This window comes from Billgrantia sp. C5P2, from assembly GCF_051062895.2.
On the sequence record NZ_CM128542.1, the window covers coordinates 1049430 to 1061321 of the forward strand.

The following is an 11892-nucleotide window of genomic DNA, read 5'->3' on the forward strand; positions in this document are numbered from 1 at the left end:
TGAGGGGTTACCAGTTGCGGCGCTTGAGGCGGGCCAGCTCACGGTCGAGGTCGCTGACCGCCTGCTCGCCGCTCCTGCTGCCTGAAAGCACGTCGTGGGTGGCGCTGAAGAAGGCGTTGCTGACGCGGCCGTAGGCGTCACCCGTGGGGGCAGACGGGCGTGCCACGGCGTTGACGAAGGTCTCGTAGAGTTCGCCGAAGAAGGGCACCGCCTCGAGTACCTCGTCGTCCTGGTAGAGCGATTCGAGGGTCGGATTGTAGGCACCCTCGATGGCGCGACGCTTCTGCTCCTCCTCGCCGGCGAGGAAGGCCACCAGTTCGGCGGCGAGCTCGGCGTTCTCGCTGTAGCGCGATACCGCCAGGTTCCAGCCGCCCAGCGTGGCGGCGCTGCTGTCTTCGCCGCTGTGGGGCAACTGGGTCACGCCCACCTTGCCGCGCACTTCGCTGCCTTCGCTCTGGGCCAGCGCCCAGGCATAGGGCCAGTTGCGCATGAACACGGCATTGCCGCCCTGGAACACGCCACGGGCCTCTTCCTCGGTGTAGTTGAGCACGCCGTCGGGAGAAATATCGCCGATCCAGGAAGCGGCGCGGTCGAGTGCGGCGGCTGCCTGCGGGTTGTCGATGGTGATCTCGCCGTCGGCGTCGACGAGGGTGCCGCCGCCATGGCTCGCCACCCACTCCAGGGCGTTGCAGGTCAGCCCTTCATAGGCGCGGCCCTGAAACACGAAGCCGTGCATGCGGTCGTTGCCCGCCTCACGCTCGGCGTTCTGGATCTCGCGAGCGATCTCGGTCAGCTCTTCCCAGGTCTGGGGCGGTTCGTGGCCGTACTGCTCGAGCAGGTCGGCACGGTAGTAGAGTACACCGGCGTCGGTGAACCAGGGCATCGCCACCAGGCGGTCATCGATGGTGTTGTTCTCGACGATGGCCGAGAAGTGGCCTTCGCCGGCGTCGTCGCCCAATACCTCACGCAAGTCGAGCAGATGGTTGGCAAGCAAGCCGGGCCATACCACGTCGATCTGCATGATGTCGATATCGGTGGAGTTGGCGGAGAGGATCTGCTGGTAGAGCGACAGGCGCTCGGTGGAGGAGTTGGGAGTCGAGACCACGTCGACGCTGTGGCCGGTCTTCTCCTCCCACGCCTGAACGCCTTGCTGACAGAGCTGAAGCTCGGCGCCAACCGCGCCGCAGGAGATGGTCAGGTCGGCGGCCTGGGCGTGGCCGATGCTGGTGGCTGCGACGACGAGAGTAGGGATCAACGACTTCTTTAACATTAGGAAATCCTTGTCGACTTGTTGTTATCGAGACCGAGTGTGAGATGACGTCAGTATGAACTTAAACGATTAAGAACATACGGCGCTCAGTTAGCCGTTTCTTTGATACGAGTTCAACCTAGACTTTCGGCTTAGAGGAGGCGTCGCAGCTGTCTCATGAGCATCGCCGAGGCTCTGGCTGTGTCTTACAGCGACAGGAAGAACAGGATCAGCGGCGGTGACAGTAGCGAGAGGATGAAGCCGCTGACCACGGCGATGGGCACGCAGGCCACTCCGCCGTGCTGCTGGATCACCGGCAGGGTGAAGTCCATCGAGGTGGCGCCGCCATAGCCGATGGCCAGCGGGGCATGGCGGCGAATGGTCAGCGGAATCAGGATGAAGGCCAGCAGCTCGCGGGTGAGGTCGTTGAAGAAGGCCACGCCGCCGAGCAATGGGCCGAGGCGGTCGCCGACCAGGATCGCCGAGAGCGAATACCAGCCGAAGCCGGATGCCAGTGCCAGGCCCTCGTTCCAGCGCAGGGCGAGCAGGGGAGCGGCGAGCAGTCCGCCGGCCAGCGAGCTGAGCGCCAGGGCCGTAGCGATGGCCAGGCCGTGGCGGTTGAGCAGGATCTGCTTCAGCGGCATGCCCGAGTTGCGCAGCTGGCAGCCGATCAGCGCCAGGAGCACGTAGAGTACCCACTCGGCAAGGCGTTCGGCATGCTGAAAGATGACGTCGCCGCCCAACCAGGCAAGTGCCAGACCGAGCAGGACGCCGCCTACCACCACCGCCACCAGCGACAGCGAGCCGAGCAGCGCGGCCAGCTTTGTCGTGGGGGCATTCGCCACCACCGGCGAGGGACCCATGTTCAGGCCCAGCCGGCGCGACAGCCACCAGAGTGCTAGCAGGTTGGCGGCGGTGACCACCGCGAACAGTGTGAAGGCCTGAGCGCCCATGCGCGCCAGCTCGTGGCCGAGTTCGTCGAGACCCGCCAGGCCAATACCCATCAGCAGCAGGATGGCATAGACCGAAGCGTTGACGCCGCGGTTGATGCCGGCCATGAGGCCCGCATGGCGAACCGGTACCAGATAGCCGAGCACCAGCGGCAGCAGCACGATCAAAAGCCCCGACAGCATTGTGATTCCCTTCACCGAGGCCGCCCATGGCGGCGAAAGCCGCCAACTTTATCAGGCTTTCACTCGCTGCGCCGCGGTGAGCGTCGTCATGGCATGCTCACCGGGACTCCGTTTCCAGTGCGGTAAGCGTCAGGCGGCTCTTGCGCTCGCCGTCGCGGCGGTAGTCCACCGCCAGCAGCAAGCCGGGGTATCGGGGATGAAAATGGAACAGCATCGTCTTCTCAGGCGTTTCCGGGTCGTTCACTTCGACCCTGACAGCCTCGAACTCGCCGGCGGGTAGGCTAAGCGTCTCCACTCCCAGCAGCCGATAGTCGAGGATCTCTTCGCGGCCGCGATGATCCTGATAGACCAGACGGCAGGCGTCGTTCTCGCAGCTGCCATTCAGAGCACGTCGCGAGAGTTCGACCAGGGCTGCCTGACGGTCGGGCAGGCTGGCCAGCTCGTTGCCGGCCAGCCGGTAGTTGCCACCCACGCCCAGCAGCGAATAAGCACTCGAATAGTTCACCGAGCGTACGCCCTGCGGCGTGACGATGAAACGGCTGCGTTCGTTGCCGCGGGCCACGGCGATGGCGGCCTGCATGCGGCTCTGCCAGTGGCCGCTCTCACGGGTCAGCCGATGCTGGATGGTGGCGTTGGGCCAGCCTTTCACCTCCAGGCGATAGCTGGCGCTGAAAGGCTGCATGAGGATTTCGGGCTCCGGCACGGCGGCCGCGGCCGCACCGTGAACCCAGGCCAGCAGCATGGCGAGTAGCGGCAGACGGGCAAGCCTTCGTAGGGGATGGTTCATGTCGAGGCACCGCTTGGCTGAAAGACGACAGTAGCTGTGAACCCGGACAGCCGCATGGGTTCCACGCTGCATGGTTGTTCCTCGGTTGCGGTGGGCTGCAGCAGCAGATTGCCCCAGCCACGGCAACCGCTATCGCGGGTCGAGGGCGCGTAGGGGGCGAAAGCGTGACGTCGATCAAGGATAGGCTCAAAGGCGCAGGGGAGGGCTCAAGCCTGGCGGCTTGCGGCCGAAACTATTCGCGTGATTGCTGATATAACGCATTCGCCACTAGGCCGACGGATATCACAACAACAACGGCTCAGCCACGCCAGCCATGTCCCGACACTCCGATATCACTGAGCTCGGCAGGATCATTGAACATGAAAAATTTTCTTCACCGTATTCCGGTGTCACGCAAGTTCATGCTGGCGCTGGCATTCCCCCTTTGCATCATCGTCTGGCTAGCCGGTAGCGGCGTCATGGACCGCCAGCGGCTGGCCAGCGACATGCAGCAGGTCGACCGTTTCACCGGGCTGTCGGCACAGCTGGGCGGTCTGATGCACGAACTGCAGGTTGAACGCGGCCTCTCTGTCGGCTTTATCGGCAGCCGTGGCGAGAGTTTCGGCAATCGCCTCGGGGCGCAGCGCGAGCGGGTCGATGAACAATTGACCGAATACCGCACTGTCCGGGAGGGGCTCGCTGCCAGCGGGGACCCCGACATCGAGCAGCGTCAGCAGGAGATCGTGGCAATGCTGGCCGATATCTCCGGTACGCGTCGCAAGGTCGATGCGCTGGAGATGGACGGCCTGGATGCGCTCGACTACTACACCGAGATCAATTCGCGCCTGGCCGAGGTGACCGGCAGGCTGAGTGCCCTCGGTAACGCCGGCGAGCTGACTCGCAGCCTGGGCGCCTACTACGCCCTGCTCGAGATCAAGGAGAGCGCCGGCATCGAACGGGCGCTGCTCGCCAGCGCCTTCGCCGCCAACCGCATGTCACCGGAGGTCTATTATCGCTTCCTGCGTCTGCTGGGTCAGGAGGAGGCCTTCGAGGAGAATTTCACCGTTCTGGCGAATCCGGACATCACAGTGCGCTACCGTGCCGCCACCACGGAGCACGAGGAGAACGGCCGCCTTTACATGATGCGCCAGATTGCCATGCGCCAGGGAATCGATGGAGGCTATGGCATTCAACCCGAGCGCTGGTTCGAAGCCCAGACCGGCAAACTCGAGCGTTTGCGCGAGGTCGAGCTCGCCATGGCCGGTGACGTGCAGGAGCGTGCCGCTGCGCTGGCGGCGGTGGCGCGCCTGGGACTGGTGACCTTTGCCGGGCTGGCGGCTTTGGCCATTCTCGTTGCCGTGCTGCTCTCCATCGCGCTGGTGCGCAGTATGGTGAGGCCATTGCGTCTCGCGCTCGCCCAGATCGAGGTGCGCGGAGGCGACCTGACCCAGCGCCTGGCCGAGCCCGGCAGCGATGAACTCTCTCAGCTCTACCGCGCCTTCAACGCTTCCACCGCCAGCATGGAGGCGCTGGTGGCATCGATCCAGCAGGGTGCACGCGGCGTCGGTTCGGCCAGTGGCGAGATCGCCCAGGGCAACGAGGACCTGGCGAGCCGCACCGAGGAGCAGTCCGCCTCGCTGGTGGAAACCGCCACCAGCATGGAACAGATGACCTCCACCGTGCGTCAATCGGCGGACAACGCGCACCAGGCCAGCGCCATGAGCGAGCAGGCCGTGGCGCAGGCGGAGCAAGCCAGTCGGGTCGCCGAGGAGGCGCGCCAGGCCATGCAACAGATCTTCGAGGCCAACCGCCAGGTCACGGATATCGTTGAGGCCATCGACGGCATCGCCTTCCAGACCAACCTGCTGGCGCTCAACGCCTCGGTGGAGGCGGCGAGAGCCGGCGAACACGGTCGCGGCTTCGCCGTGGTGGCCGGTGAAGTACGCAAGCTGGCCAGCCGTAGCGCCGAGGAGGCAGAGCGCATTCGCCATCTGATCGGCGACACCACCCGGCGCGTGGAAGTGGGCAACGGGCTAGTGGGTCAGACCTTCGAGGCGCTGACAACGATTTCCCAAGACGTGCGGCGGGTCGCCGACCTGGTCGCGGAAATCTCCTCGGCCAGCGGTGAGCAGTCGACGGGAATCGAGCAGATCAACCAGGCCGTGGCTCAGCTGGAAGCCACCACGCAGCAGAACGCGGCGCTGGTGGAGCAGGTGGCCACCGCCAGCCGCTCGCTGGATGACCAGGCTGGCGAGATGGCCAGGTTGATTGCGCGCTTCCGTGTGAGTGACAGCCTCGGGCAGCATGACCTGATCGAACTCGCGGGTGTACCCGAGTTCGGTGGGCGGGAAGTCAGGCGGCTACCGCAGCCGGCATGAGGCAATGACGAGATGGCAACGTGGCGGGCTCTGGCCCGCCGCTTGTGTTGCGCTGTTGAACCGAGCCGCTCAGTAACCCGCTTCGGGATCGACGGTGTCGAGCTCGTCGCCGTCCTCGAAGGCGCGGATCGCCTCGGCTACCTGGTCGACGGCCTCTCCCAGCGGCGTGGGGCCGGCCATGTGCGGGGTCACCCAGATGCGCGGGTGCGCCCACAGCGGGCTCTCTTCGGGCAGCGGCTCATCGGGAAAGGCGTCGAGCAGCGCACCCCGCAATCTGCCTTCGCTTTCTCCCTCGCCCAGCGCCTCTAGCAGCGCCGCCTCATCGATCAGGCTGCCACGGCCGGGATTGATCAGGCTGGCCCCCTCGGGCAGCTTGGCCAGCGTCCCGGCGTTGATTATGTGGCGGGTAGAGTCCGTGCCCGGCAGCAGCAGCACCAGGGTGCGCACCCGGCCGAGCAGCTCGGCGAGACCTTCGTCGCCGTGGTGACAGGAAATACCGTCGAGCGACTTCGGTGAGCGGCTCCAGCCGTGCACGGGAAAGCCATCGGCGGCGACCATGGCGGCTACCTTGCTTCCGATGGCGCCGAGGCCCAATACGCCCACCGGCCAGTCGCGCTTGTCCGCGAGGGTGTGCTCGCGCCACACGTGGCGGGCCTGCTGGCGCCGATAGCGGTCGAAGTCGCGCTGGAAGTGCAGTACCCCGTAGCGTACGTAGTCGCCGATCAGCTCGCTCATGCCGGCATCGCGCAGCTTGACGATGGGCACGCCCTCTGGGCGAGCGGGATTGTTCAGCAAGGCATCCACGCCGGCTCCCAGGTTGACGATGCCGCGGGCGCGGGTCTGCTCGCGCAGCAATGCTTCCGATGGCTTCCACACCGCCAGGTAGTCGGCATCGCGGCGACGCTCGGCGGGGTCGTCGGCGGTGACTATCTCGGCATCGGGCAGGCGTTCGGCCAGCGCGTCGCGCCAGGCCTCGATGTCGTCGATATGCAGGAGTATGCGCATAACGGTTCCTTTCTCTCGGTAGACGGTCTCAGTAGACGATCTGCATCATTGGCGGCGGTGCCTCGTCGAGCAGTACGCCCAGGCGCTTGAGCCCCTCCTCGAGACGGGCAATGTCCTGCTCGGCGCCAAGACTCACGCGGATGCGCCGCGGCGGCGGTGTCTGTTCCACCATGAACGGTACTGCGGTGGTGATCGCCAAGCCCTCCTGTTCGGCCTGCTGCTGCAGCTCCTCGGCGCGCCAGGCGTCGGGCAGAGATATCCACACGTGCAGGCTGGTGGGGCGCGACTCCAGGGCATGATGCCCCAGCAGCCGATGGGTAAGCTGCTGGCGTTCGCCGAGCAGGGTGCGCTGCTCGGCGGCCATGGCCTCGACGGTACCGTCGGCCAGCCAATGGTCGGCGATCTCGAATACCAGCGAGGTGGCCATCCATGTCGTGGCGCGCATGCGCGGCAGCACATGGTGCAACTGCCCGCGTGGCACGGTGAGGTAGCCGGCGCGCAGGCCCGGTACGGTCACCTTGGTCAGGCTGGTGACGTGGAAACTCAACTGTGGGATACGCGCCGTCACCGGCGTGAAGCCGGGCGCTTCCAGCAGGGCATGCACGTCGTCCTCGATCAACCATACCCGATGGCGCGCCAGCACCTCGGCCACCGCGTCGCGGCGAGCCTCGCTCATCGTCGCCCCGGTGGGATTGAGCTGGGTCGGCGTGAGGTAGAGCGCGCGCGGCTTGAAGCGCTGACAGGCCAGCTCCAGAGCTTCGGGCACGATGCCTTCGTGGTCGATGGCGATGCCACGTAGCTGGAAGCCCAGCGTGCGCGACAGGGCGATCAGGCCGTGGTCGGTCAGCGCCTCGGTCAGTACCAGGTCGCCATGCTGGACCACGCTCGAGATCGCCAGCATCAGGCCATGGGCGGCACCGTTGCAGAGGATCCGGTCATCCATCTCGCCGGGCACGTGCAGGCGCGACTGGAGCCAGACGCTGGCGCGTTCGCGCTGATGGGCGAGACCGGCAATCGGCCGGCAGGCGGTGATCACCTCGGGGCTGGCGTGTTCGGCCAGCTCCGCCAAGGCCTGCCGGAAGCGCAGGTGATGACCCGGTGGGCACACCGGATGGGCGATCGACAGATCGATGAGTGGGCTTTCCTGACGGGCCTCGTGAGCGCGCAGGTAGGCCGATTCGCGGGCATCGTCCAGGGCATTGATCCAGGTGCCGCTGCCGACCCGGGCCTGCACCAGCCCCATCTTCTCGGCCTGGGCGTAAGCCCGTGACACGGTCTGCACGCTCACCCCGAGATTCTCGGCGAGCTGACGGTGAGGCGGTAGCCGGGTACCGGGCGAAAGCTCGCCTTGACGCACCGCTTCCGAGAGGGCACGGGCAATGGCCAGGTACTTGGGGCCCGTATCCGTCAGGTACGGGGTTAGATCAATTGTCATGATTCAATAAAGCCTTTGACCGCCTGCCAAGGGTGAGTGCTACTATCAGCTTAGCGGCATTGGCTTGGTATTGTCATGCTTTTGGCTTGCATGAATCATGACAATTCTGGCCGCGGTCCCCTTTCACGACCGATGAATGGCCGACTACCCTTTGGCCCGGCCCTCTCGCTGTGTAGGTGGCTGGCTCTTGGTGATGCAATTGGCGAGTGGCCCAATGACTCAGGTATCCCTGCCCTTCACTCGTGAAGAATATGCAAGCCGGCTCTGGAAGGTGCGCGCCGAAATGGCCAGCCGCGGGATCGACGTGCTGGTGATCAGCGATCCCTCCAACATGGCCTGGCTGACCGGCTACGACGGCTGGTCCTTTTACGTCCACCAGTGCGTGCTGGTGGGGCTTGAAGGGGAGCCCGTGTGGTATGGGCGCCGCATGGACGCCAACGGGGCGCTGCGCACCTGCTGGATCGACCCCGACAACATCACTTACTACCCTGACTACTATGTCCAGAACCCGGACATGCACCCCATGGACTACCTGGCCCAGTCGATCATGCCCGACCGCGGTTGGCACGAGGGGGTGGTGGGGCTGGAGATGGACAACTACTACTTCTCGGCCAAGGCCTACCAGAGCCTGCTGCGCGAGCTGCCCCATGCGCGTTTCATGGATGCCAACTCGCTGGTCAACTGGTGCCGGGCGATCAAGTCCCCCCAGGAGATCGCCTACATGCGCATCGCCGGCAAGATCGTCGAGGGCATGCACTCGCGCATCCTCGAAGTGATCGAGCCAGGGCTGCCCAAGAGCAAGCTGGTCTCCGAGATCTACCGCGTGGGCATCGAGGGCTGGGTCGACGAACACGGCAAGGTCCATGGTGGCGACTATCCGGCCATCGTGCCGATGCTGCCCACCGGCAAGGATGCCGCCGCACCGCACCTGACCTGGGACGACACCCCGTTTCGCGAGGGGGAAGGCACCTTCTTCGAGATCGCCGGGGTCTACAAGCGCTACCATGCGCCCATGTCGCGCACCGTGTTCCTGGGCCGGCCGCCGCAGGATTTCGTGCGCGCCGAATCGGCATTGCTCGAGGGCATCGAGAACGGGTTGGCGATGGCCAAGCCCGGCAACCGTACCGCCGATATTGCCATGGCGCTGGGCGCGGCGATGGACAAATACGGCTTCGACCGCGGCGGTGCCCGCTGCGGCTACCCCATCGGCATCAGCTATCCGCCGGACTGGGGCGAGCGCACCATGAGCCTGCGTCCTTCCGATGAGACCATTCTCGAACCCGGCATGACCTTCCACTTCATGCCGGGCATGTGGCAGGACGAATGGGGGCTCGAGATTACCGAGAGCATTCTGATCACCGACACCGGCTGCGAATCGCTGGCCAGTTTCCCGCGCCAGCTGTTCGTGAAATGAAGAGAGAACCAAGATGAGCAAGCGACCCAGCCCGATCAGCGCCACCGTGGACTTCGATGCCGACGGCGTCCAGCACGGCTTCCTCAAGCTGCCGATCTCCACCGACGAATCGGCCTGGGGGGCGGTAATGATTCCGGTCACCGTGGTCAGGAACGGCGAGGGACCCACGGCGCTGCTGGCCGGCGGCAACCATGGCGACGAGTACGAAGGCATCACCGCACTGCTCAAGCTCGCCAGCGAGCTGCGCGCCGAGGACGTGCGCGGGCGGGTGATCATCGTGCCGATGATGAACATGCCGGCCGCCATGGCCGGCAAGCGTACCTCGCCGATGGATGGCGGCAACCTCAACCGCAGTTTCCCCGGCGACCCCGACGGCACGGTGACCGAGAAGATCGCCGACTACTTCACCCGGGTAATGGTGCCGATGTGTGACGTGGTGCTCGACCTGCACTCCGGCGGGCGCACCCTGGACATCATCCCCTTCGGCGCCTCCCACGTGCTCGACAACCCCGAGCAGCAGCGCCAGGCGCTGGAGGGCGCCAAGGCGTTCGGTGCGCCCTACGCCATGATGATGTTCGAACTCGATGCCGCGGCGTTGTTCGATACCGCCGTGGAAAGCCAGGGCAAGGTCTTCGTTGCCACCGAGCTTGGCGGTGGCGGCACCTCGACCCCCGAGAGCCTGGCCATTACCGAGCGTGGCGTGCGCAACTTCCTGATCCATTTCGGCCTGGTCGAGGGCGAGGTGGTGATGCCCGACGAGCCGCAGGTCTATCTCGACATGCCCGATGCCAGCTGCTACGTGCAGAGCGAGCACACCGGGCTGCTCGAGCTGACGCTGGCGCTGGGCGACAAGGTCGAGAAGGGGCAGGTCATTGCCCGGATCTACGACTTGACCCGCAGCGGCAGTGCACCGGTGGAGTATCGCGCGGGCCGCGACGGTATCCTGGCGGCGCGGCGGTTCCCGGCACTGGTCAACATGGGAGACACCATCGCGGTAATCGCCGAGGTGGTGGATTCGCTGGGCTGACGGCGATCTTCCGGCTGCGCCCGACTGAAGAAAGAGAAAACGATGAAGCTTGATCGCTATGACCTGAAGATACTCGAGATCCTGTCCCGCGACGGGCGCATCACCAAGTCGAAGCTGGCCGAGGCGATCAATCTCTCGGTCAGCCCGTGCTGGGAGCGGGTCCGGCGGCTGGAGAAAGCCGGCATCATCGAGGGCTACAGTGCCCGTATCAATCCCCATGCGCTGGTCAAGCGCACCCCGGTATGGGTGCAGATCGAGCTCAAGCAGCACAACGCCGAAAGCTTCGCACGCTTCGAGGCGCTGATACACGAGAACCCGGAGGTCACCGAGTGCGTGGCCGTGGGGGGCGGAGTGGACTATCTGATGAAAGTCGAGGCCGACTCCGTGGACGCCTACCAGCGTTTGATCGACGAGTGGCTGACCTCCGATGTCGGCATCGAGCGTTACTTCACCTATATCGTGACCAAGACAGTCAAGCGCCCCGCCCCAGGCCTGGGACAGGGCGACATTCGGGCCTGCTGACGCTAGGCCCGTTCAACTTCGATAGCCTATTTTTTCGTCTTCCAGGTATCCAGCCAGGCCTGGAGGCGAGTCCGTCTTGCCGAGATGGCGCTGCCGGCGGCATTCAGGCCATCCTCTACGCCTTCCAGCACGGGGTCGAGCCGGTTGCGCCGGAACCGACGCCAGCGCCAGTAGACGTACCCCACGCTCATCGCCAGAGTGGCCAGGAAGAGCGTGGTGAACCAGTTGAAGGGTTTGTCCTCGGGGCCCTCCACCGGTGTGATGGAGATGGCGTTGGGGAAGATCGAGAAGAACATGTTGCGCCAGCCGAAGTGCATGATTGCCACCCACTTCGGGTCGGCCTTGGTGGAGACGAGATCGCTGGCCTCGGTGTAGAGGTTCGCGGTGTCGAACTTGAAGTAGGGCGGCCAGCCCCAGCCAGTGTCCTCATTGCGGTAGACGATGGTGCGGCCATTGGGTCGTACCGCCTGGATGAACTGCACATCGCGGTTGACCAATCTCCGGGATTGCTCGTCCGGATCCGCCCAGAACATGCGTGTCCAGTCGTCGAGGTCCTGACGCTTCTCGTAGGTGTTGACGATGCGGACGACATCGTACTGGGGCAGGCTGTAATGCAGGAAGGCGCCAAGGAAGGCCCAGAGCATGATCCAGAACAGCCATTTCACGTAGATCATTTACCGATCCCTCACATGAAGTTGATGACGTAGATGATGAGCAGGATGACGCTCGGAGGAAGGACATAGACCAGGCGGATCAGCTTGCGCTGCCAGGAGCGGTCGTAGCGCTTCATGCCTTCCCGGTACAGCGCGGCCCGGTCATCGCCTGCCTGCTGCGTGTCCAGGTGCCGCCTGAGTTCGGCGCGGTAGCGCAGGCGCAGGTACAGCGAGAGGGTGTTGTAGAGCAGCGCCAGGATGACGACGAAGGTCAGGGCGAGCCGCAGGAAAGCCAGCATCTACCGCTCTC

General features: G+C 65.1%; 11 protein-coding genes. 4 read left to right on the plus strand and 7 right to left on the minus strand.

Annotated elements, in window-relative coordinates:
- Positions 1-7: 7 nt before the first annotated feature.
- The 3 genes from ACRWQA_RS04965 to ACRWQA_RS04975 all read right to left on the minus strand — a co-directional run bounded on the left by ACRWQA_RS04965 (position 8) and on the right by ACRWQA_RS04975 (position 3169).
- Positions 8-1270 (minus strand): ABC transporter substrate-binding protein, encoded by a 1263-nt coding sequence (locus ACRWQA_RS04965; protein WP_434229786.1) that lies wholly within the window; start codon positions 1268-1270, stop codon positions 8-10.
- Between the two features lie 185 nt (positions 1271-1455).
- The gene (locus ACRWQA_RS04970) at positions 1456-2382 is read right to left on the minus strand and encodes a LysO family transporter (RefSeq protein ID WP_263580892.1); all 927 of its coding nucleotides are present in this window, start codon (positions 2380-2382) and stop codon (positions 1456-1458) included.
- Positions 2383-2479: 97 nt separating this feature from the next.
- Entirely contained in the window at positions 2480-3169 is a 690-nt protein-coding gene (locus ACRWQA_RS04975; protein WP_434229784.1) for a hypothetical protein, read from the minus strand.
- 359 nt (positions 3170-3528) lie between these two features.
- On the opposite strand from ACRWQA_RS04975, the gene ACRWQA_RS04980 reads away from it, so the two are divergent.
- Positions 3529-5526 carry a methyl-accepting chemotaxis protein gene (locus tag ACRWQA_RS04980; protein WP_434229781.1) on the plus strand — a complete coding sequence of 666 codons (1998 nt, stop codon included), beginning with the start codon at positions 3529-3531 and terminating at the stop codon, positions 5524-5526.
- 69 nt (positions 5527-5595) lie between these two features.
- Here the strand turns inward: ACRWQA_RS04980 and ACRWQA_RS04985 are convergent, their stop codons facing one another.
- Together ACRWQA_RS04985 and ehuR are read right to left on the minus strand one after the other, a co-directional pair.
- Entirely contained in the window at positions 5596-6531 is a 936-nt protein-coding gene (locus tag ACRWQA_RS04985; protein ID WP_434229778.1) for a 2-hydroxyacid dehydrogenase, read from the minus strand.
- Positions 6532-6559: 28 nt separating this feature from the next.
- On the minus strand, positions 6560-7966 hold the full coding sequence (gene ehuR / locus ACRWQA_RS04990; RefSeq protein ID WP_263580888.1) for a MocR-like ectoine utilization transcription factor EhuR: 1407 nt from the start codon (positions 7964-7966) through the stop codon (positions 6560-6562).
- 214 nt (positions 7967-8180) lie between these two features.
- Here ehuR and doeA point away from each other — a divergent pair, with 214 nt between their 5' ends.
- The 3 genes from doeA to ACRWQA_RS05005 are packed head-to-tail and all read left to right on the plus strand — an operon-like array spanning position 8181 to position 10929.
- The gene (gene doeA / locus ACRWQA_RS04995) at positions 8181-9380 is read left to right on the plus strand and encodes an ectoine hydrolase DoeA (protein WP_263580887.1); all 1200 of its coding nucleotides are present in this window, start codon (positions 8181-8183) and stop codon (positions 9378-9380) included.
- Positions 9381-9393: 13 nt separating this feature from the next.
- Positions 9394-10407, plus strand: a complete 1014-nt coding sequence (doeB, locus tag ACRWQA_RS05000) for a N(2)-acetyl-L-2,4-diaminobutanoate deacetylase DoeB (RefSeq protein WP_434231644.1) — start codon at positions 9394-9396, stop codon at positions 10405-10407.
- 42 nt (positions 10408-10449) lie between these two features.
- On the plus strand, positions 10450-10929 hold the full coding sequence (locus ACRWQA_RS05005) for an Lrp/AsnC family transcriptional regulator (RefSeq protein ID WP_434231641.1): 480 nt from the start codon (positions 10450-10452) through the stop codon (positions 10927-10929).
- Positions 10930-10955: 26 nt separating this feature from the next.
- Here ACRWQA_RS05005 and ACRWQA_RS05010 read toward each other — a convergent pair whose 3' ends face one another.
- Positions 10956-11603 carry a DUF1523 family protein gene (locus ACRWQA_RS05010; RefSeq protein WP_263580884.1) on the minus strand — a complete coding sequence of 216 codons (648 nt, stop codon included), beginning with the start codon at positions 11601-11603 and terminating at the stop codon, positions 10956-10958.
- Positions 11604-11614: 11 nt separating this feature from the next.
- Positions 11615-11881, minus strand: coding sequence for a hypothetical protein (locus tag ACRWQA_RS05015; RefSeq protein ID WP_434231638.1), 267 nt, complete (start codon positions 11879-11881; stop codon positions 11615-11617).
- Positions 11882-11892 lie beyond the last annotated feature (11 nt).